We start from the raw sequence: 19,993 nt of genomic DNA, 5'->3' as shown, positions 1-19,993 counted from the left end.
GCGCTGGAGCAGCCCTGACGTGCGGATTCTAAGGTTCGGGTTCAGCGTACGGCCGGGGTGGGGTGCACGCAGGAGCGCGTACCCCACCCCGGTACGGAGTCACTTCTCGGTGACGCCCGCGGAGTCGAAGGTCGCCACCTCGTGCATGGCCCGGGCCGTGCTCTGCACCAGAGGGAGGGCCAGGAGGGCGCCCGTGCCCTCGCCGAGGCGGAGGTCGAGGTCGACCAGGGGGCGCAGGCCGAGCTTGTTGAGGGCGGCCACATGGCCGGGCTCGGCGCTGCGGTGGCCCGCGATGCAGGCCGCGAGGACCTCGGGGGCGATCGCGCGGGCGACCAGGGCGGCGGCGCCGGCGCTGACGCCGTCCAGGATGACGGGGGTGCGCAGGGAGGCACCGCCCAGCAGCAGGCCCACCATCGCCGCGTGTTCGAAGCCGCCGATCGCGGCGAGCACGCCGACGGGGTCGGCCGGGTCCGGGTGGTGGAGTTCGATGGCGCGGCGGACGACCTCGGTCTTGCGGGCCAGCGTCTCGTCGTTGATGCCGGTGCCGCGGCCGGTGACCTCGGCGGGGTCGGTGTCCGTGAAGACGGAGATGAGCGCGGCGGACGCGGTGGTGTTCGCGATGCCCATCTCACCGGTCAGCAGGGCCTTGTTGCCGGCCGCCACCAGGTCGCGGGCGGTCTCGATGCCGACCTCGATGGCCAGCTTGGCCTCCTCGCGGGTCATCGCGGGGCCCGCGGTCATGTCGGAGGTGCCCGCGCGGATCTTGCGGGGCAGAAGGCCAGGGGTCGCGGGGAGTTCGGTGGCCACGCCGACGTCCACCACGCACACCTCGGCGCCCACCTGTCCGGCGAAGGCGTTGCAGACCGCGCCGCCGCCGAGGAAGTTGGCGACCATCTGCGCCGTCACCTCCTGCGGCCAGGGGGTGACGCCCTGGGCGTGCACGCCGTGGTCCCCGGCGAAGATCGCGACGGCCGCGGGCTCCGGGATCGGCGGCGGGCACTGGCGCGAGAGCCCGGACAGCTGCGCCGAGATGATCTCCAGCATGCCGAGCGCGCCGGCCGGCTTGGTCATGCGCTTCTGCCGCTCCCAGGCCTCGCCGAGCGCCTTGGCGTCCAGCGGGCGGATCTGCGCGACGGTCTCGGCGAGCAGGTCGTGCGGCTCCTCGCCGGGCAGCGCGCGACGGCCGTACGTCTCCTCGTGCACGACCCAGGACAGCGGGCGGCGCTTGGACCAGCCGGCCTGCATCAGCTCGGGCTCGTCCGGGAACTCGTCGACGTAACCCACGCACAGGTACGCGATGACCTCCAGGTGCTCGGGCAGCCCGAGCGCCCGCACCATCTCCCGCTCGTCGAAGAAGCTGACCCAGCCGACGCCGAGGCCCTCGGCACGGGCGGCGAGCCAGAGGTTCTCGACGGCGAGGGCGGCGGAGTACGGGGCCATCTGCGGCTGGGTGTGCCGGCCGAGGGTGTGGCGTCCACCGCGCGTCGGGTCCGCGGTGACGACGATGTTCACCGGGGTGTCGAGGATGGCCTCGATCTTCAGTTCCTTGAACTGCTTGGCCCGGCCCTTCGGGAGGGACTTGGCGTACGCGTCCCGTTGCCGCATGGCCAGCTCGTGCATGGTGCGCCGGGTGTCCGCGGAGCGGATCACGACGAAGTCCCAGGGCTGGGAGTGGCCGACGGACGGGGCGGTGTGCGCGGCCTCCAGGACGCGGAGCAGCACCTCGTGCGGGATCGGGTCGCTGCGGAAGCCGTTGCGGATGTCCCGGCGCTCTCGCATGACCTTCATCACGGCCTCGCGCTCCGCCTCGTCATAGGCGGGCGCTGCCGGACCGGTGGACTGCCGTACGTCTTCCACTGCGGCCGTGCTCTCTTCTTCCTGGTCGGCGGCCCGGGTGTCCAGGTCGTCCGCGTGCTGAACGAGTTCGGGGTCGGCCTCGCGCGGGGCGGGGACCGTGGCGCCGGATGCCTGTGCTTCCTCCGTGGGGAGGACGAGCGCGTGGGGCGGGGTCGGCGCGAGGTGGGGGGTGGTGGGGATCGAGCCCTCCACGGGGACGAACTGGCCGAGGGACTGGTCGGGTCGGGGCTCCAGGGGGATGACGGGCGGGTTGGCGCCCGTGGTGTCGCCCGGGGCGGGCCCGGCGGAGTTCACGGCGAGGGGCTGGGGGGCGAAGGCGGAGTCCACCTGGGTGCCCGGCTGGTCCTCGGGGATGGGTGCCGGGGCGTTCGCCGCGGCCAGGGACTGGACGGCTTCGACCGGGGCATCGGCGCTCGGGCCCCCGTGCGGGGCGGCGTCCGGACCGGGCTGGGCGCCGGGTACCGCGTGCGGGCTCTGGACCTGGGCGGCTGAGGGATCGGTGGTGATGGTGGCGTCTCCGGTCGGTGCCGCGGAGGCGTCCGTCGGCTGCGGGGGGTGCGTCGCGTCGGGAGCCGACGGGAGGACGGCTTCCGGGGACTCGGGGGTTACGACGGTGCCGGGCGCGTGCGCGGGTACGGCCGGGTCGATGACCTCGGCGGGCTCGGGGCCGGACGCATGGGCGGGGTCGAAGTGGTCGACCAGGGCGGGGTGGACGGCCGGGGTGGCGTCGGGTGCGGCGGGCTCGGGTGTCCGGGGGGCTTCGGGCACAGCGGCCTCCGGCAACCGCACGGCTTCGGACGCCACGGCTTCCGGCGTCTGCGGGGCTTGAGGCACCACGGCCTCCGGCAACCGCATGGCCTCGGGCGCCACGGCATCGGGCCGCCGGCCCGGCTCGGGCGTCCCGGCATCGGAGAGCTCAGCGGGCTCGGGAGCGGCAGTCGCGCTGGACTCCGCACTCCCCGGCGCAACGCCCTCCACGAACTGCGCGCCACCGGACACGACGCCCTCGGCAACCTGCACACCACCAGGCACGAGCCCGTCGGCGGGCGCGACGGCCTCGGCGAACTGCGCGCTCTCGGGTGTCGACGCACCCTCGGCGGCGTGCGCGGCTCCAGGAAGCGAACCTGCGTCCGGGCGCTGGGTCGCCTCGACTTCGACCTCCATGACAGCCGCCGCAGCGGTGTCGGCGGCGGGCGCGGCACCGGTCTGCCCGGCCTCCGGTGCGAGCCCGGCTTCGGGAGTCGGCTCCGCTTCCGGGCCGATTCCGGTCGGGCCTGCCTGCGCGGCGTCCGAAGTGGACGGAGCAGCGACGGCTGTCTGCGGGACCTGCTCGATGGGGCCGACGGGCACCGCCGGCCCGGTCACCGCGGCCTGCTCGCCTTCGACGGCGAACGCGCCTGCGGCTGCCTGTTCGCCGTCAGCTGCGGGGCCGATCGGAGCGGCATGCGCGCCCTCCGCGCCCATGAGCCCGCTGCCATCGGCAGGGCCGCTCCGAGCTGCATGCGCGTTCTCCGCGGCACGTCCGGCCGCAGCGACATGGCCGTTGTCGGCGGGGAGGCCGGACGCAGCGTCGTGCCCGCCCTGCGTGGCGGGACCAGCCTCGAACGCCGGGCCGCCCTCCGCGGGAAGGCCACCCGGAGCCACGGGTGCGTTCTCCGCAGCGAACCCTCCGGACAAGTGCCCTGGATCCGCGGGGAACCCGCCCGCGGCGGCTCCGGTCCCGACGGCGTACCCACCCTCCGCGGCGGACACTCCCACAGGGACGTACCCACCCTCCCCGGCAGGCGCCCCGACAGGAACCTCCGTGCCCTCCGGGCCGTACGCCGCGCCGGCGGCATCCGCGGTGCCCGCGGCCTGTGGGTCGTACGTGGTCCCGGTGTTCTGTCCGGTCTGCGCATCGTGGGAAAGCGCGGTGCTCTGAGCGGCGTGCCCGCCGTACCCACCGTCCGGCTCCTGCGCGGCGGCCCCCGCCTCCGTCGCGACGCGGGCCATGACGGCCTGGGCGACGCCCGCCGGCTCGGCGTGCTGCTGAGGCGGAACAACCGTTTCGGCAGCCGGTGCCTCGGCGCTGACCGGTGCCTGTACCGCGCCCGGCGCCTGGGCGCTCCACGGGATCGCGCCCTGCGGGGGCATCTCGCGGACCTGGGTGGCGTCGAGGTATTCGGGGCCGACCGTCGGGGGGCCGGGGTGGCGGACCGGGGCGCCGGCGGGGCCGCGGTCGGCGAGGGAGCGGACCGGGCTGGCGGACGTGTCGGGGAGGGGCGGGCCGAGGTGGAGCGGACGGCGTGGGGTGATGGGCGGGATCGGCGCCTGGTTCGGGAGGCGGACGCCGCTGAGGTCGACGGAGCCGCTGTCGCGACCCGCCATCTCGTGCGGGCCCGGCTCGTGCACGGTCTCGACGACCGGCTCCGGCGCGGGCGGGGCGACCTCGTTGCCCCAGGGGCTCTGCGCGCCCGGCAGCAGCAACAGGTCTTCGTCCTCGGCGGTGGTCTCGGAGAGGTAGGTGTACGCACCGTGCGCGGCAACGCCCGGCTGCTCCACCATGCCTGAGTTCTCCGGCAGTCCCTCGCCCGGGACCTGGCCGGTGTCGGTCATGCGTACCCCTCGCCCATCGGTTAGTGCTTCTCGGTCAAGCCCGCCGGGAACGGCGCACCGACCGCCCCCGCAGTGAAGAACGAGCATGTGTGCCCAGCGGCACGAACGACCCGTCCCTAAAAGGCGACAAAGCCATTCAGTGGCATTGTCCCGGTCGTCCCTCCGTCACGACAGCTTGATCCGCGACGGTCCGCTGTGGACTACGCCACGTTGCGCGTCCTCCGGTTCTGCCATACCACACCCACCCCAAATGGGGCGCGTTTTCCGGACATTGGCGAACGAAATGCCGGGCCACCCGGTGCGGTACAACGGTCGGCCAGCCTACCGCGCGCGGTACGACTACAGGATCACCGGGACGGCAGAAAACAGGATCACTGGGACGCGGACGGAGTCACGCGGTGCGCTCCGGGAGTGCGCCGCTGAGCAGGAACACAACGCTCCGCTCCTTCTCCGTCCAGGCCCGGGTGTCGAGTTCGACGGACTGGAGGAGGGCGCACTCGACCTCGTAGCCGTGCTCGGTCAGGTCGCGGCCGATGAGTTCGGCGGCGTCGCGGGTCGAGGCGTGGGTGACGATGCGCTGCGGGCGGCGGTCGGCGACCGCGGAGACCACGGCCGCTCCCCCGCCGCCGACGCGGACGACGTCCGGTTCGGGGAGGTTCTCCAGGACGTGCGGGGCGGTGCCGCGGACGGTCTGGAGCTGGACGCCGAAGGCCCGCGCGTTGGACTCGGTGCGTTCGCAGGCCCGTGGGTCGCTGTCGACGGCGATGACTGCGGCGCCGGCGCGGGCTGCCTCCGTGGCGAAGGCTCCGCTGCCGCAGCCGATGTCCCAGACGAGGTCGCCGACGCGCGGGCCGAGGCGGGCGAGTTGGGCCGCGCGCAGCGGTTCCAGTTCGCCTTCGCCCATGAGCCCGCCGTAGGACTCGGCGGGCAGGGTCCAGCCGCGCGGCGCGACGGCCGGGTCGCGGCCGGCGATCCATCCGCCGCCGTCCGCCGCGGTGCTGGTGCCGCCGATGACGATGACGACGTTCGGGTCGCGCCAGGCGTGGTCGGCGACCTTGTCGGAGGTGAGGATCGTGACCCGTTCACGCTCGGTGCCGAGTTCCTCGCAGATGACGAAGGTGCGGTGGACGCCTTCGAGGAGGAGGCCGAGTTCCGCGGGGCCGGCGCCGGGCGAGGTGAGGACGGCGACCTTGGTGTGGGCGCGGCACACATTCACCGCGCGTCGCAGGGTGCGTCGGTGTGCGACGACCACCTGTGCGTCGTCCCAGGGCATGCCGGCGCGGGCGAAGGCGGCGGCGACGGAGGAGACCGCGGGGACGACCTCGACCTCCAGGCCGAACTCGGGCGCCCGCAGGCTCCGTACGACTCCGAAGAACCCGGGGTCGCCGTCCGCGAGCACCACCGCGGTGCCCCGGTGGCCGGCGATCCGGCGGGCGGCGAGGGCGACGCTGCCCAGGCGGATGCGCTCCGCCGCGGGCGGTACCTCGGGCAGCGCCAGGTGGTGGGCGGCACCGGCCACCAGGGTGGCGGCGCCCAGGGCGGAGCGCCCCGCGGCGGTCAGCGGCGAGCCGTCCCAGCCGATCACCGTGACGCGGTCGGCCATAGTCGTCGGTCTCCAGGGGGTTTACGCAGGTCGGGCTCCGAGAGGGTACCTGGGTTCAGTTCCAGTCGGTGAACGAGGTGAAACCACCGGAGTCGGCCAGTTGGTCGCCCGCCCCGTCCAGGTCCTCGGGCAGCAGGCTCCACACGATGTAGTCGGTGCGGAAGTCGCTCCAGGTGCCGTCCTCGGCACGGATGCGCGCTATGCAGGCGTTGCGCAGAACGCCCTCACTGATACAACCGATCTTCTGCGCGACCTGCTGGGAGGCGGTGTTGTCGGCGGCCGTGCGGAGCTCGATACGCTCCAACTTCTGGTCGCTGAAGAGCCATTGGGCGGTGACGAGCGCGGCTTCGGAGGCGTAGCCCTCGCCACGGGCCCAGGGGGCGATGATGTACGACAGCTCGGTCGACCGAACGTGCCAGTTGGTCTTGGCGAGTTGGACGATGCCGACCAGGCGCTGGGTGAGGAATTCCGTCACGGCGAGATCGAGTCCGCGGCCCGACTCCCGCTCGGCGGGCGCGTACTCGGTGATCCAGGTGCGGGCCTGGTCCTCCGAGTAGGGCTGGGGAACGTCCGTCCAGGCACCGACCTGTTCGTCGTTCATCATCTCGGCCAGGGCGGGCACATCATCCTCGTCGAGGGGACGCAGCACCAACCGCTCCGTGCTGATGGAGATGTTGGGGAAGGTGCCACTCATGCGCCGCTCCGTAACCTTCGGAAAACCTTCAAGTCCTGCTGAACTGCCCAGCATGCAGCATGAGACCGCCGAACCGCACGACGGGGTCCACTCGCGGTGAGCGAGTGGACCCCGTGCGTGGCGATACGCCGTATACGTGAGGTTAGAACGAGGGGACGACCGAGCCCTGGTACTTGTCCTCGATGAACTTCTTCACCTCGGGGGAGGTGAGGAGCTTGGCGAGCTTCTTGACGCGCGGGTCCTTCTCGTTGCCCTTCTTGACCGCGAGGAAGTTGCCGTAGGGGCTGTTCTTCGCGGACTCCAGGACGAGGGCCTCCTTGGCGGGCTTGATGCCGGCGGAGATGGCGTAGTTGCCGTTGACGACCGCGGCGTCCACATCCTCCAGGGAGCGTGCGGTCTGGGCCGCCTCGACCTCCTTGAACGTGAGGTTCTTCGGGTTCCTGGAGATGTCCTGCGGGGTCGCTTCGCTGCCCGCGCCGTCCTTGAGCGTGATCAGTCCACCCGCCGCGAGCAGCTTCAGGGCGCGCGCCTCGTTCACGGCGTCGTTCGGGACGGCGATCGTCGCGCCGCTCTTCAGGGCGTCGGCCTTCTTGACCTTGTGGGAGTAGAGGCCGAGCGGCTCCAGGTGGACCGTGACGACGGGCACGATGTGGGTGCCGCGCTTCTTGTTGAAGTCGTCCAGGTACGGCTGGTTCTGGAAGTAGTTGGCGTCCACCGAGCCGTCCTCGGTCGCGGTGTTCGGGACGATGTAGTCCTGGAACTCCTTGACCTCCAGATCGAGTCCGGCCTTCTTCGCCAGGTTCTTCTTGACGAAGTTCAGGATCTCGGCGTGCGGAGTGGGGCTCGCGGCGACGACCAGCGGTCCGCTGTGGTCGGACGAGCCGGCGGCCGAGTCCGTGCCCGAGCCGCAGGCGGTGAGCCCGAAGGTGAGGGCTCCGGCGGCGAGGACGGCGGTGGTGAGCTTTACGGTGTTACGCACGAAAAGTGCCTTTCCAAATGGGTGCAGCGACCCCGCGATGGGTGGTGCGGGGAGTCTGTGGAGGCTTACGCCTTGGCCTTCAGCAGGCGCAGCTTCGGCGCCGGACCGGAGCGGCCGCCCCGACCGTGCAGCGAGCGTGCCGCGAAGTCGCCGGCGAACTGGATCAGCGAGATGACGACGCCGAGGATCGCCACCGTGATCCACATCAGCTCGGTCTCGAAGCGCTGGTAGCCGTAGCGGATGGCGATGTCACCGAGTCCGCCGGCGCCGACCGTGCCGGCCATGGCGGAGTAGCCGATGAGAGCGACGACCGTGGTCGTGGTGCCGGCGATGAGCGAGGGCAGCGACTCCGGTACGAGCACCTTGCGGACGATCGTCCAGGTGTTGCCGCCCATCGACTGCACGGCCTCGACCAGCCCGCCGTCCACTTCGCGGACAGCCGTCTCGACGAGGCGCGCGAAGAACGGGATGGCTCCGACGGCGAGCGGCACGATCGCGGCCTCACGGCCGATGGTGGTCCCGGTGATCCAGCGCGTGAAGGTCATCAGCGCGACCATCAGGATGATGAACGGCATCGACCGGGCGACGTTCACGATCTGCCCGATGACCTTGTTGGCGACGGCGTTCTGCAGCAGCCCGCCCCGGTCCGTCAGGACGAGCAGAATGCCCAGCGGAAGTCCGCCGCCGACGGCGATGAGCGTGGACCAGCCGACCATGTACAGCGTGTCCCCACACGCCTGGGACAGCAGCGGCGACATCTCCGACCAGCTCACTTGGCACCCTCCACCAGCAGAACGGGCTCCTGGCCCAGGACATCGATCTGCAGACCCTGTTCACGCAGGAAGCCGATCGGCACGACGTTGTCCTCGTAGCGGCCGGGCAGTTCGATGCGCATCCGGCCGACCTGGAGTCCGCCGACGGTGTCGATGGCCGCGCCGAGGATCGATATGTCGATGTTGTAGGTGCGCGAGAGCCGGGAGATGACCGGCTGGGTGGCGGCCTCGCCCTGGAAGGTGACGTCGACGACGGTCCGGTCGTCGTCGGTGGCCTCGCCGCCGACCGGGAAGAGCGCGGAGGCCAGCTGCGAGCCGGGGGTCGCGAGCAGTTCGCTGACCGTGCCGGACTCGACGATGCGGCCGTTCTCCATCAGTGCGGCCGAGTCGCAGATCGACTTCACGACGTCCATCTCGTGGGTGATGAGCAGGACGGTGAGGCCCAGCTGCCGGTTCAGGTCGCGCAGCAGCTGGAGGATCGAGCGGGTGGTCTCCGGGTCGAGGGCGCTGGTCGCCTCGTCGGACAGCAGCACCTTGGGGTCGCCGGCCAGGGCGCGGGCGATGCCGACGCGCTGCTTCTGGCCGCCGGAGAGCTGGGCGGGATAGGCCGTGGCCTTGTCGGCGAGCCCGACGAGGTCGAGAAGTTCGAGGGCCTTGCGCGAGCGCTCCTTGCCGGACTTGCCGAGGATCTCGAGCGGCAGCTCGACGTTGTCCTGGACGGTCCGGGAGGACAGCAGGTTGAAGTGCTGGAAGACCATGCCGATACGGCTGCGCGCCCGCCGCAGCTCCTTGCCGGCCCGGGGACCGCGCCCGGCGAGGGCGGTGAGGTCCTGCCCGGCGACGGTGACCGTCCCGGACGTCGGGCGCTCCAGCAGGTTGACGCAGCGGATGAGCGAGGACTTGCCGGCGCCGGACTGGCCGATGACGCCGTACACCTCGCCTTCGCGGACGTTCAGGTCGACGCCGTCCAGGGCGACGACCTCACGGCCGCGCGAGCGGTGGGCCCGATAGATCTTCGTCAGGCCTGATGTCGTGATCACAGGGGGTGTTCCGTCACTGTCGAGTACGCGGGCGTGGGTGTGCCCTGGTACGGGAGGAAAGTCATGCGCGGGCGGCTCGGTCTCGTACGGGATTCATGGCGTACGGACATGCCGCGGCAGCTCGCTTCGGGGAGCGAGGCTCACGGGTAGTGCAGGGGCCCTCTAGAAGGCGCGCATTCGACACATACAACGAGCACCGGGCGTCGGGGTCGCCTCGGTCGCAAGGGTGCGGCAGCTCGTCGTGGTCATGAGATCAGTAAAACAGACGTATGGAAGTGACCAAGAACCGCCGTCCGCATGGTGGACGGCGGTGGACAGGTGTCAGCGGCGGACGGAGATCTCCACTCCCTCGTCGGTGACCAGCGCGGACAGGGCCGAGAGGTCCTTGACCACAAGGTCGGCGTCCAGCTCATGGGCCTGGTGGGTTGTGGTCAATGCCACGGTGGTCATACCGGCGGCCCGACCGGCCGCGAGGCCTGCGGGCGCGTCCTCGAAGACGACGCAGTGGGCCGGGTCGACGCCCAGCTGACGGGCGGCGAGAAGGTAGGGCTCGGGGTCGGGCTTGCCGCGGGTGATGTCGTCGGCGGCGATGAGCGTCTTGGGGAGGATGCCGACGGCGTCGAGGCGGGCCTCGGCGAGGCGGCGGGTGGCCGAGGTGACGACGGCCCAGCGGTCGGCGGGCAGCGCGTCGAGGAAGTCCTTGGTGCCGGGCAGCAGATGAACGCCCCCGTTGGGCACGTCCTCCACCTCCAGCAGCTCGATCCGCGCGACCGCCTCCGGCACGAGCTCGGCGGGCAGCAGGTCGGCGGCTATCTCCACGGCCGGCCGCCCGTGCAGTTCGACCCGGCCGAAGTCCTCGGCGGTGAGCCCGTACTCCCGCGCCCACCGCATCCAGCAGCGCTGCACGGAGTCGAGGGAGGAGACGAGGGTGCCGTCGTTGTCGAAGAGCAGGGCCCGCGCGTGGAACGTCATGGTCCAGACCCTACGGCGTACGGCGGGGGCGACGGCATCGGGCCGTTTGGCCCGTAATAAGGTCGCTGCATGCTCAATGTCCTGACGCTGGTGACGGGCGTCGCCGCGCTGCTGCTCGCCGCCTGGTGCGGGTGGGCGGCCTACCGTGACCAGCCGACGAAGGACTGGCACTTCATCGGGATGGCCGTGGTCTCGCTGCTGGCCGTGGTGCAGCTGGTGGTCGGGATCGTGCTGCTGTCGCGGGGCGAGAAGCCGGATCAGGGCACGACGATCTTCGTGGCGTATCTGCTGGGCGCCTTCGCGTGCGTCCCGGCCGCCGGGTTCATGTCGCTGGCGGAGCGCACCCGGTGGGGCTCGGTGACGGTCGCCGCCGGCGGTGTGGTGCTGGCCGTGCTGGAGGTACGGCTCTATGACATCTGGGGAGGCTGAGGTGGCCGCGGTGGAGGAGAAACCGACGAGGACACGGCTGATCAGCGGGCCGGGCATGCTGCTCGTCTGGTTCTACGGCGTGATGGTCGTCGGCGCGGTCTCGCGCTCCGTTTACCAGATCGCCACCGAGTTCGACCGGGCACCGCTCGCCTACTCGCTGTCGGCGGTCGCGGGTGTGGTGTACGGGTTCATCACGTACTCGCTGGTGCGGGGCGGGGAGAGGGCCCGCAGGGCGGCGCAGGTGTGCTGCGCCGCCGAACTCGCGGGTGTCCTGATCGTCGGCACCTGGACCCTGGTCGACCGTGGGGCCTTCCCGGACTCGACGGTGTGGTCGTACTACGGCATGGGGTACGTCTTCATCCCCGTGCTGCTGCCGCTCTCCGCGCTCTACTGGCTCCGGAAGAACCGCACGGTCACGCAGTAGTCACATACGCCCCGGCCGGCTTCTCCAGGACGATCATCGGGACGCCGTCCGCGCCCTGGGACGTGCCCACCGTCTGGTACCCCACCCGGCGGTACAGCCGGAGGTTGCCCTCGCTGCGATGGCCGGTGTGCAGGCGGAACCTGGTGGCGCCGCGCTCCTCCACCAGGGCCGTCTCGGCCGCGCGCAGCAGTCGCGCGCCGATGCCGTGGCCCTGCATGCGCGGGTGGACGCAGAGCTTGCCGATGGCGGCGGAGCCGTCCTCGGTCACCCGGCCGCGCACCGAGCCGACCACTTCCTCGCCGAGCCGAGCCACGAAGACGCAGTCGGCGGCCACCTCCTGACGGACCGAGTCCAGGGTCTGGACGAGCGGGTCGATGCGGTAGTTGCCGTACAGCGCCGCCTCGCTCTGGAAGCACAGGTACTGGAGCTTGAAGATCTGCTCTGCATCCTGCTCGGTCGCCACCGAGATGGTCACGCTCATGCCCATGTGCGCACGCCTCCCGCTCACCTGATCGCCACGTTGTCCCTCACTCCTATCCCCGCCCTTCGCGGGCCGCAACCTCCGGTGTGAGCAATCGACGGAGACATCCCAGACATCTCGAACGTTCCGGGCCCAGACTGCCCTGTGACATACCCAACTCCCCCGCGATTTCCCGGTATGTCAGGTCGTTCGGCGAGAGCAGGGCCTCCATCAGACCGGGGCAGCGGCCGGGCAGCCGACGGACCGCGTCGCGCAGAGCCCGGCGACGGGCGGCGGCCAGCGCGAGGTGGGCGGGGTCGGCGTCGGTGTCGGCGGCGGGCTCGGTGTCGTAGGGCCGTTCATGGCGAGTGGTACGGCGGCTGCGGCGGGCCTCGGAGCGGACGGCGCGGCGCAGCCAGCCGGGCGGGTCGACGGGTGGGTCGTCCGCGTCGAGGCGCTCCAGGAGGCGGAGCCAGACCGCCTGTTCCAGGTCGGCGGACTCGGTTCCGGAGGCACGTGCCTCCGCGACGGCCTCGGCGGCGAGCAGGGGGCGCAGGGCGGCGACGAGCTCGTGTGTCACATGCGGCACGACGCGGCCGCCCGGTCTCGGGTTCCCCGGGCGGCCGATGATCACCCCAACCGGGGTCGGTGGCTCAGCCGTTGACGAAGTCCGCGCGGGCGAGGACGCCGGTGTCGGCGTTGTCGGTGAAGACGCCGTCGATGCCGGTGGCGAAGTAGGTCCTGAACGCCCCGAAGGGGTCGCCGTAGCCGTCCACGGCCGTGCCCTTGCGGAAGTTCGCGGGCAGGAAGGGGTTCTCGTTGCGCATCGTGTACGGGTGCAGGATCAGGCCGACCTTGTGCGCGTCGGCGACGAGCGTGGTCGTCCTGTCGAGACTGCCGTCCGCCTTCTTGGTGATGACCAGGTCCAGGGTCGGGCCGATGCCCTGCGCGTAGCCGGCGATCTCACGCAGCCCCTTCGCGGTGATCAGGTCGGCGACGGTGCGCGGGTCGCCGGCCTCGACGAAGTCCCAGGGGCGGGAGTCGGCGGCGGACAGCAGCACGACGAGGGGGTTGTCGACCAGGGTGTTCAGCTTCTGGATGCTGCTCGGCTCGAAGGACTGCAGGATGACCGGCGAGTTCCGCTGGTCCTTGCCGTACTTGTGCAGCAGCTTGGCCACCCGCTCCTCAAGACCCAGGCCCAGCTTGCGGAAGTAGGTGGGGTGCTTGGTCTCGGGGTAGATCCAGACCTGCTTGCCGCGCCTGCGGGTCTGCTCGTCCTGCCACTTCAGGACTTCCTCGAAGGTGGGGATCTCCCAGCGGCCGTTGTAGAGCGTGTTGTGCGGGCGGTTGGCCGGGATGCGCTCGACGGCGCGCAGGGTCTTCAGCTCGGCGAGCGTGAAGTCCTCGGTGAACCAGCCGGTGGTGGAGACGCCGTCGAGCACCTTGGTGGTCCTGCGGTCGGCGAACTCGGGGTGGTCGGCGACGTTCGTGGTCCCGCCGATCTCCGGCTCGTGGCGGCAGACCAGATGGCCGTCCTTGGTGGGCACCAGGTCGCCGGCCTCGACGACGTCGGCGCCTAGGTCGAGGGCGAGGTTGTACGAGCCGAAGGTGTGCTCGGGCCGGTAGCCGCTGGCGCCGCGGTGCCCGATGATCGTCGGCTTCGGCAGGCTCTTCAGCCCGCCGCCCCCGTGCCCGGCGCCCGCGGCTCTCGCCGTGCCGGACAGGCCGAGTACGGCTCCGCCCGCGCCCAGCACCGCCGCGCCGAGGAGCGCGCGTCGCCCGGTACCGCCTGTCTGCTCGTTCTCCTGCGTTGCCATGAGCGCCTCCCCTGACGTCGGCTTCTGGATGCGGGCCGATCGTAGGTGCGTGGACATGACGTGAGGGAGGCCTCGGCCGGAACACACGGGTGACGCGTGATGTCGTGTGAGGAGAGGGGTCTGACGAGTTGTCGGCTCACCCTTTCGGCGGACGCGACGTCCGTCACATCGTTCCGCCCGGGTTACCGGCAGGCAACGGCACGTCACCGCAGGTAAACGTACGTCAACAGTGCGTAAGACCTGGGTGAACCCGATGTGCGAGACCCAGGGGACCGGGAGTATCGTCCTCACCTGCACATACTCATACCGAAACCCTTGACATCGGAGGGCCCGTTGTCCCGCTTCGCGCTCATCAAGGCAGTGCTCGGACCGATCATGCGCCTGATGTTCCGCCCACAGGTGGAGGGCGTGGAGCACATTCCGGAGGACGGTCCGGTCATCCTGGCCGGCAACCACCTCACCTTCATCGACTCGATGATCCTGCCGCTCGTGTGCGACCGGCAGGTGTTCTTCATCGGCAAGGACGAGTACGTCACCGGCAAGGGGTTCAAGGGCCGGCTCATGGCCTGGTTCTTCACCGGCGTCGGCATGATCCCCGTGGACCGGGACGGTGCGAACGGTGGTGTGGCGGCGCTGATGACCGGACGCCGCGTGCTGGAGGAGGGCAAGGTCTTCGGGATCTACCCCGAGGGCACGCGGTCGCCCGACGGACGGCTGTACCGGGGACGCACCGGGATCGCCCGGCTCACGATGATGACCGGGGCGCCGGTGGTTCCGTTCGCGATGATCGGCACGGACAAGTTGCAGCCGGGCGGGGCGGGGATGCCTCGGCCCGGGCGGGTCACTGTTCGTTTCGGCGAGGCGATGGAGTTCTCCCGTTACGACGGGATGGACCGGGATCGGTATGTGTTGCGGGCTGTGACGGATTCCGTGATGACCGAGGTCATGCGGTTGTCCGGGCAGGAGTACGTGGACATGTACGCGACCAAGGCGAAGGCCGCGTAGAGGTTCGTCGTCGGGTGCGGGTGTGTGGGGGCTGGTCGCGCCCACGCGGCGGAGCCGCAGATCGACACAGCCCCGCGCCCCTGAGGGGGCGCTCTACAACCGTTCGTTTCGGAGCATGAACCACGCCGCAACCGCCGTTGCCAGTAGTACGGCTGCTCCCGCGGCCACCGCGATCGACAGGCCGTCGACGAAGGCGTTTCGCGCCGAGGCCAGGAGTTCCTGACCCGCCGCTGTCGGCACATGTGTTGCCGCCTCCACCGCGCCGCCCAGTGACTCGTGGGCCCCGGCCGGAGTGCCCGCCGGCGCAGGGAAGCCCCGGTACACGCCCGACACGATCGAGCCCAGTACGGCGATCCCCAGGGCCGCGCCCAGTTCGTACGCCGTCTCCGAGACCGCGCTCGCCGCGCCTGCCTGTTCCTTCGGTACGGAGGACAGGATCACGTCGGACGTCACCGTGAAGGAGAAGCCGGCGCCTGTGCCCACGACCAGGAGGGCGGTGCCCAGGAAGGGGTAGCCGGTGGACTGGTCGAGCAGGGTGAGGGCCGCCAGGGCGAGGCCCACTGCGGCGAGGCCGCCCGCGACCACGGCGCGGACCGAGAAGCGTCGGGCCGCTCGGCCCGCGATCAGGCCCGCCGTCACCGCGCCCACCGCTGCGGGGAGTTCGGCCAGGCCTGCCTCGAACGGGCGCCTGCCCTGGACGAGTTGCAGGTACTGGGAGAGGAAGAAGACCAGGCCGGACAGGCCGAGGATGGTCAGCAGGTCGGCCAGGACCGCGGCGCTGAAGCCTCGGTTGCGGAACAGGCGCATGTCCAACAGGGGCGTGGGGAGGGTCAGTTGGCGGCGCACGAACCAGGCCAGGGCTGTGGCGCCGAGTGCGCCTGCGGCGAGTGCCGGCCACTCGAAGCCATGGGTCGCCGCCTCCTTGACCGCGTAGACGACGCCGATGACGCCCACCAGCGAGAGGGTGACGCTGATCAGGTCCCATGGGCCCGGGTTGGGGTTGCGGGACTCCGGGAGGGTGCGGATGCCCACCAGGACCAGGACCGCCATCACGGGGAGGTTGATCAGGAAGACCGAGCCCCACCAGAAGTGTTCGAGCAGGAAGCCGCCCGCGATCGGGCCTATTGCCGTGCCCGCGGAGGCGGTTGCTCCCCAGATGCCCACGGCCAGGCTGCGTTCGCGCGGGTCGTGGAAGAGGTTGCGGATCAGGGCGAGGGTCGCCGGCATGAGGGTCGCGCCGGCGACGCCGAGCAGGGCCCGGGCCAGGATCATCAACTCCGGTGTCGTCGCATAGGCGTTGAGGATCGATATCGCTCCGAACGCCGTGGCGCCGATGAGCAGGATGCGCTTGCGGCCCACGCGGTCGCCGAGGCTGCCCATCGAGACGAGCAGGCCGGCGATGACGAAGGAGTAGACGTCGCCGATCCACAGGAGCTGCGTGCCGGAGGGCTTCAGGTCCTCGCTGATGTAGGGCGTTGCCAGGCCGAGGACGGTCGCGTCGACGGCCACCAGCAGCACGGCGAGCACGAGGACGGACAGCGCGAGCCAGCGGCCCGGGCGCTTCACCGCCTCGGTCGTGATCGCCGGCTGCAGGGTGCTGGTCATGATTCCTCTCTTCGGGGAGTGTCCTGTCGCAGTGCGCCGCCGAGCAGCAGCTCGGCGATCATGTGGGTGAAGTCCTTGGGGGCCACCCGGCCCTCCGTCACCGCCCAGGCGCCGGAGGCCAGCAGGCCGTACAGCGCCTCGGTGAGCCAGGCCGGGGTGAGGTCGATGCGGAACTCGGCCGCCTCCTGGCCACGGCGGAACAGGGCGGCGACACGGTCGTCGATCCTGGTCCAGCCCGCGTTCTGTCCCTCGCCCTCGAACAGCTGGTTCTCGGTGTAGAGGAACGCGAGCAGGGCGGCTGCCGGCTCCAGGGCTTTGACGAGACGCCGTACGGCTTCGGGTGCCGGACCCTCGTCCAGGCGGGCCGCGTCCAGTGCCGCCTCGCACTCGGCGATGCCGAGCGACTCCAGCGCCCGTACGAGCGCGTCACGGCCCGCGAACTGGCGGTGCAGGGTGGCACGGCTGATGCCGGCCGCCCTGGCGACCTCGTCCATCGTGGCGGTGGACTTGCGGGTCAGCAGGGCGGCGGCGGTGCGGAGCACATGATCGCGGTCGACGGGCATGAGACGAGTGTAGTCCAGATGAGACATTGATGTCTCATGCTGGGCATGAGCGTCTCATGGGCATGGGGTGATGCCGGGTTTTCAGTGCCAGGGCAGGCTGCTGCGCTGCTCCCAGTACGCCCGCGGTTCCTCCACGAGGGCGGCGAGGCGGGTCAGCTGGTCCTCGTCCAGGTCCACGACCGCCGCGTGGAGGTTGGACGAGAGCTGACCGAGCGTTGCGGCGCCGGAGAGCACCACGCCGACCCAGGGCCGGCGGAGGATCAGGGCGAGGGCGACCGCGTCGCAGCCGAGGGACGTTTCCGCGGCCACCGCCTTGAGGGCCTCGGGGGCGTTCGGGGCCGCGAGGCGGCCATTGGCCATGCCCTCCTTGATGATCACCGTGAGGCCGGCGTCGTGTGCCTCGGCGAGGGCGGGGGCGGCCGATGTCTCCAGGGCGTTGTACGTCGACTGGACCGTACGGAAGAGGGGCTCGCCGTCGACCGTCACGGCGAGCGCGGCGCGGATGGCGTCCGCCTGGGCGGGGCCGCTGGTGGAGAAGCCGACGGTGGTTCCCCCGGCGGCGGCTTCGGCGAGCCTGGCGTGGAGTTCCTTGTCGGTGAGGGCCGGGCTGTCCGGGGTCACCGAGTGGATCTGGTAGAGGTCGAGGTGGTCGCCGAGAAGGGCGGCGGTCTCGGCGCGCTGGCGCTCGTAGGTCTGGACGGTGTGGTCCTTGACCTCGTGCGTCTGGGCGTCCGTGGTCCAGTCGGCGGTGTACGTGTAGCCCCATTTGCTGCCGATGACGATGTCGCCGGTGTCGGGGCGGGCGTTCAGCCAGTCGGCGAGGAACTCCTCGGAGCGGCCGTAGGAGCGGGCCGCGTCGAAGTAGCGGACGCCTTGGGCGTAGGCGGCGTCGAGGAGTTCGTGGGTGCGGGTGCGGAGCGTTTCGACGCTGCGGTCGTCTCCGAGGTCTTCGTCGCGGCCGAGGTTGATGTAGCCGGGGCGGCCGACGGCGGCGAGGCCCAGTCCGATGTGGCAGGTGGGGGTTGTTGCTGTGGCCAGTCGGGCGAAGGGCATCGCGGGCTCCGTTCGGTCGGGTCCGGTACGGCTTCCGACCAACGTAACCCGCGATGACCTTCGCCTCAGAGCTCGGGTTGTGCGGCGCGTTCGCGCGTGCGGGTGCTTCGTGGTTGCTCGCGCCCACGCGGCGGAGCCGCACATTGCTGCGGCCCGCGCCCCTCCGGGCCTACTGCCGGGCCGTTGCCCACGTGTGCTGGTTCGCCACGTCGGCCTTCACCTCTGCCAGCTGGATCGCGACCGCGCTCGGGGCCGTGCCGCCCCTGCCGTTGCGGGAGGCGAGGGCGCCGGGGACGTTGAGGACCGTGCGGACCTCGGGGGTCAGATGGGCGGAGATCTTGGCGAACTGCTCGTCCGTCAGTTCGTCCAGTTCCTTGCCCTCGGCCTCTGCCGCCTTCACGCACTCGCCGGCGACCTCGTGGGCCACCCGGAACGGGACACCCTGCTTGACCAGCCACTCGGCGATGTCCGTGGCGAGGGAGAAACCGGCCGGCGCCAGTTCCTCCATACGGTCGCGGTGGACCGTGAGGGTCGCCATCATGCCGGTGAAGGCCGGGAGCAGGATCTCCAGCTGGTCGATGGAGTCGAAGACCGGCTCCTTGTCCTCCTGGAGGTCGCGGTTGTAGGCGAGGGGCAGGGCCTTGAGGGTCGCCATGAGGCCCGTCAGGTTGCCGATCAGGCGGCCCGACTTGCCGCGCGCGAGCTCGGCGATGTCCGGGTTCTTCTTCTGCGGCATGATCGACGAGCCCGTCGAGAACGCGTCGTGCAGGGTCACGAAGGAGAACTCCTTCGTGTTCCAGATGATGACCTCCTCGGCGATCCGGGAGAGGTTCACGCCGATCATCGCCGTGATGAAGGCGAACTCCGCCACGAAGTCGCGGGACGCCGTGCCGTCGATGGAGTTGCCGACGCTGCCGTGCTCGAAGCCGAGGTCCTTGGCCACCGCCTCCGGGTCCAGGCCGAGGGAGGAGCCCGCGAGGGCGCCCGAACCGTACGGCGAGACCGCGGTGCGCTCGTCCCACTGGCGCAGCCGCTCCGCGTCCCGGGACAGGGACTGCACATGCGCCAGGACATGGTGGGCGAACAGGACCGGCTGGGCGTGCTGGAGGTGGGTGCGGCCGGGCATCGCCACGTCCGGGTGGGCCTCCGCCAGACCGACGAGGGCGTCCTGGAGGTCGGCGATCAGGCCGCCGATCGTGCGGGCGTGGTCGCGCAGGCACATGCGGAAGAGGGTCGCGACCTGGTCGTTGCGGGAGCGGCCGGCGCGCAGCTTGCCGCCGAGGTCCGGGCCGAGGCGCTCCAGGAGGCCGCGCTCCAGGGCGGTGTGGACGTCCTCGTCGGCGATCGTGCCCACGAAGGAGCCGTCGGCGACATCCGCCTCCAGCTGGTCCAGGCCCTCGATCATCCGGGTCAGCTCGTCGTCCGTGAGCAGGCCCGCCTTGTTCAGCACGCGCGCGTGCGCACGCGAGCCGGCGATGTCGTAGGGCGCCAGTCGCCAGTCGAAGTGGACGGACGCGGACAGCTTCGCCAGGGCCTCGGCGGGACCGTCGGCGAAACGGCCGCCCCAGAGCCGTACGTCACCGCTGTTGCTGCTCACTTGCGTTGCTCCTAGGGAGGGTTGGTGGGTGGCTCGGATCTCCGACGACAGACTAGCTATGCATGAGTATGCAGAACTCTGCATGAATCGTCAATCTGAGGGGGGCTTGAACACCCGTAACCGCTTTCCCGTATCTCTCGCCGAACGCAGGCGCCGCGTTTGTAAACGTCGACTCCTTTGACCCGAGTGAGGCATCCGCATGTCCAGGGCTCTTCCGAAGTACAACAAGCGTCGCGTCGTGATCCTCGGCGGCGCTGCCGCGGTGGCGCTGTCCGGGGCCATCATCGTCGGTACCGCCCTCGCCGGTACGCCGTCCAAGAGCAGCGGTAACAACGCGCGGACCCTGGCTGCGTCCCCCGGCACCATCACCTGCCCGGACGTCGCCTCCAAGCTCCCCGCGATCCCCGCCTCCGCGCAGGCCGAGGTCACCCGGAACCTGACGCTCCTGCAGACCCAGATCGACGAGACAACTCTTCCGCATCATGTACGAAGTGATCCGCGGCGGCGGCTACACCCCCGACATCGCC

General features: G+C 71.0%; 17 protein-coding genes and 1 pseudogene. 4 read left to right on the top strand and 14 right to left on the bottom strand.

Annotation, left to right across the window (positions count from 1 at the left end):
- Window positions 1-99 precede the first annotated feature (99 nt).
- From cobT to ACWC09_RS46325, 7 genes are all read right to left on the bottom strand, one after another.
- Window positions 100-4,452, bottom strand: a complete 4,353-nt coding sequence (gene cobT / locus ACWC09_RS46355; RefSeq protein ID WP_450857584.1) for a nicotinate-nucleotide--dimethylbenzimidazole phosphoribosyltransferase — start codon at window positions 4,450-4,452, stop codon at window positions 100-102.
- A 391-nt stretch (window positions 4,453-4,843) separates the two neighbouring features.
- Window positions 4,844-6,055, bottom strand: a complete 1,212-nt coding sequence (cbiE, locus tag ACWC09_RS46350) for a precorrin-6y C5,15-methyltransferase (decarboxylating) subunit CbiE (protein ID WP_450857583.1) — start codon at window positions 6,053-6,055, stop codon at window positions 4,844-4,846.
- Window positions 6,056-6,110: 55 nt separating this feature from the next.
- Window positions 6,111-6,749, bottom strand: a complete 639-nt coding sequence (locus ACWC09_RS46345) for a GNAT family N-acetyltransferase (RefSeq protein ID WP_450857581.1) — start codon at window positions 6,747-6,749, stop codon at window positions 6,111-6,113.
- A 142-nt stretch (window positions 6,750-6,891) separates the two neighbouring features.
- A complete protein-coding gene (locus ACWC09_RS46340) occupies window positions 6,892-7,728 on the bottom strand; it encodes a MetQ/NlpA family ABC transporter substrate-binding protein (RefSeq protein ID WP_450857580.1) in 837 nt (278 codons plus the stop codon).
- A gap of 65 nt (window positions 7,729-7,793) precedes the next feature.
- Window positions 7,794-8,501, bottom strand: a complete 708-nt coding sequence (locus ACWC09_RS46335) for a methionine ABC transporter permease (protein WP_450857578.1) — start codon at window positions 8,499-8,501, stop codon at window positions 7,794-7,796.
- Window positions 8,498-9,541 carry a methionine ABC transporter ATP-binding protein gene (locus ACWC09_RS46330; RefSeq protein WP_450857576.1) on the bottom strand — a complete coding sequence of 348 codons (1,044 nt, stop codon included), beginning with the start codon at window positions 9,539-9,541 and terminating at the stop codon, window positions 8,498-8,500. The genes ACWC09_RS46335 and ACWC09_RS46330 overlap by 4 nt, the downstream gene beginning before the upstream one ends.
- A gap of 321 nt (window positions 9,542-9,862) precedes the next feature.
- Window positions 9,863-10,513 carry an HAD-IA family hydrolase gene (locus tag ACWC09_RS46325; RefSeq protein WP_450857574.1) on the bottom strand — a complete coding sequence of 217 codons (651 nt, stop codon included), beginning with the start codon at window positions 10,511-10,513 and terminating at the stop codon, window positions 9,863-9,865.
- Between the two features lie 69 nt (window positions 10,514-10,582).
- Here ACWC09_RS46325 and ACWC09_RS46320 point away from each other — a divergent pair, with 69 nt between their 5' ends.
- Entirely contained in the window at window positions 10,583-10,942 is a 360-nt protein-coding gene (locus ACWC09_RS46320; RefSeq protein WP_450857572.1) for a hypothetical protein, read from the top strand.
- A complete protein-coding gene (locus tag ACWC09_RS46315) occupies window positions 10,923-11,366 on the top strand; it encodes a hypothetical protein (protein ID WP_450857571.1) in 444 nt (147 codons plus the stop codon). Before ACWC09_RS46320 ends, ACWC09_RS46315 begins: the two co-directional genes overlap by 20 nt.
- On the opposite strand, the gene ACWC09_RS46310 is transcribed toward ACWC09_RS46315, so the two are convergent.
- The 3 genes from ACWC09_RS46310 to ACWC09_RS46300 form a co-directional block, all read right to left on the bottom strand.
- The gene (locus ACWC09_RS46310) at window positions 11,356-11,853 is read right to left on the bottom strand and encodes a GNAT family N-acetyltransferase (protein ID WP_450857569.1); all 498 of its coding nucleotides are present in this window, start codon (window positions 11,851-11,853) and stop codon (window positions 11,356-11,358) included. The two genes, ACWC09_RS46315 and ACWC09_RS46310, sit on opposite strands and share 11 nt — an antisense overlap.
- A 46-nt stretch (window positions 11,854-11,899) precedes the next feature.
- Entirely contained in the window at window positions 11,900-12,406 is a 507-nt protein-coding gene (locus ACWC09_RS46305) for an RNA polymerase sigma factor (protein WP_450857567.1), read from the bottom strand.
- A gap of 73 nt (window positions 12,407-12,479) precedes the next feature.
- Window positions 12,480-13,643: a glycerophosphodiester phosphodiesterase gene (locus tag ACWC09_RS46300; protein WP_450857565.1), complete on the bottom strand. Its 1,164-nt coding sequence runs from the start codon at window positions 13,641-13,643 to the stop codon at window positions 12,480-12,482.
- 333 nt (window positions 13,644-13,976) lie between these two features.
- Between ACWC09_RS46300 and ACWC09_RS46295 the strand changes: the two genes are divergently transcribed.
- Window positions 13,977-14,648, top strand: a complete 672-nt coding sequence (locus ACWC09_RS46295; RefSeq protein ID WP_450857563.1) for a lysophospholipid acyltransferase family protein — start codon at window positions 13,977-13,979, stop codon at window positions 14,646-14,648.
- Window positions 14,649-14,741: 93 nt separating this feature from the next.
- Here the strand turns inward: ACWC09_RS46295 and ACWC09_RS46290 are convergent, their stop codons facing one another.
- The 4 genes from ACWC09_RS46290 to argH form a co-directional block, all read right to left on the bottom strand.
- Window positions 14,742-16,253, bottom strand: coding sequence for an MFS transporter (locus ACWC09_RS46290; RefSeq protein WP_450857561.1), 1,512 nt, complete (start codon window positions 16,251-16,253; stop codon window positions 14,742-14,744).
- On the bottom strand, window positions 16,250-16,816 hold the full coding sequence (locus tag ACWC09_RS46285) for a TetR/AcrR family transcriptional regulator (protein WP_450857560.1): 567 nt from the start codon (window positions 16,814-16,816) through the stop codon (window positions 16,250-16,252). Before ACWC09_RS46285 ends, ACWC09_RS46290 begins: the two co-directional genes overlap by 4 nt.
- Before the next feature lie 81 nt (window positions 16,817-16,897).
- Entirely contained in the window at window positions 16,898-17,869 is a 972-nt protein-coding gene (locus ACWC09_RS46280; RefSeq protein WP_450857559.1) for an aldo/keto reductase, read from the bottom strand.
- Between the two features lie 169 nt (window positions 17,870-18,038).
- Entirely contained in the window at window positions 18,039-19,466 is a 1,428-nt protein-coding gene (gene argH, locus ACWC09_RS46275; RefSeq protein WP_450857557.1) for an argininosuccinate lyase, read from the bottom strand.
- 199 nt (window positions 19,467-19,665) lie between these two features.
- Between argH and ACWC09_RS46270 the strand changes: the two are divergent.
- A pseudogene (locus ACWC09_RS46270) lies at window positions 19,666-19,993 on the top strand (hypothetical protein); the annotation flags it as partial.

The organism is Streptomyces sp. NPDC001617, assembly GCF_053596855.1.
Note: the sequence above shows the minus strand (reverse complement) of the source record. Positions and strands in the feature narration are given on the sequence as shown.

Bases quoted from the DNA above. Each gene is read 5' to 3' on its own strand.
- cobT (WP_450857584.1), bottom strand. From the start codon at position 4,452: ATGACCGACACCGGCCAGGTCCCGGGCGAGGGACTGCCGGAGAACTCA.
- cbiE (WP_450857583.1), bottom strand. From the start codon at position 6,055: ATGGCCGACCGCGTCACGGTGATCGGCTGGGACGGCTCGCCGCTGACC.
- ACWC09_RS46345 (WP_450857581.1), bottom strand. From the start codon at position 6,749: ATGAGTGGCACCTTCCCCAACATCTCCATCAGCACGGAGCGGTTGGTG.
- ACWC09_RS46325 (WP_450857574.1), bottom strand. From the start codon at position 10,513: ATGACGTTCCACGCGCGGGCCCTGCTCTTCGACAACGACGGCACCCTC.
- ACWC09_RS46320 (WP_450857572.1), top strand. From the start codon at position 10,583: ATGCTCAATGTCCTGACGCTGGTGACGGGCGTCGCCGCGCTGCTGCTC.
- ACWC09_RS46315 (WP_450857571.1), top strand. From the start codon at position 10,923: ATGACATCTGGGGAGGCTGAGGTGGCCGCGGTGGAGGAGAAACCGACG.
- ACWC09_RS46310 (WP_450857569.1), bottom strand. From the start codon at position 11,853: ATGGGCATGAGCGTGACCATCTCGGTGGCGACCGAGCAGGATGCAGAG.
- ACWC09_RS46300 (WP_450857565.1), bottom strand. From the start codon at position 13,643: ATGGCAACGCAGGAGAACGAGCAGACAGGCGGTACCGGGCGACGCGCG.
- ACWC09_RS46290 (WP_450857561.1), bottom strand. From the start codon at position 16,253: ATGACCAGCACCCTGCAGCCGGCGATCACGACCGAGGCGGTGAAGCGC.
- ACWC09_RS46285 (WP_450857560.1), bottom strand. From the start codon at position 16,816: ATGCCCGTCGACCGCGATCATGTGCTCCGCACCGCCGCCGCCCTGCTG.
- ACWC09_RS46280 (WP_450857559.1), bottom strand. From the start codon at position 17,869: ATGCCCTTCGCCCGACTGGCCACAGCAACAACCCCCACCTGCCACATC.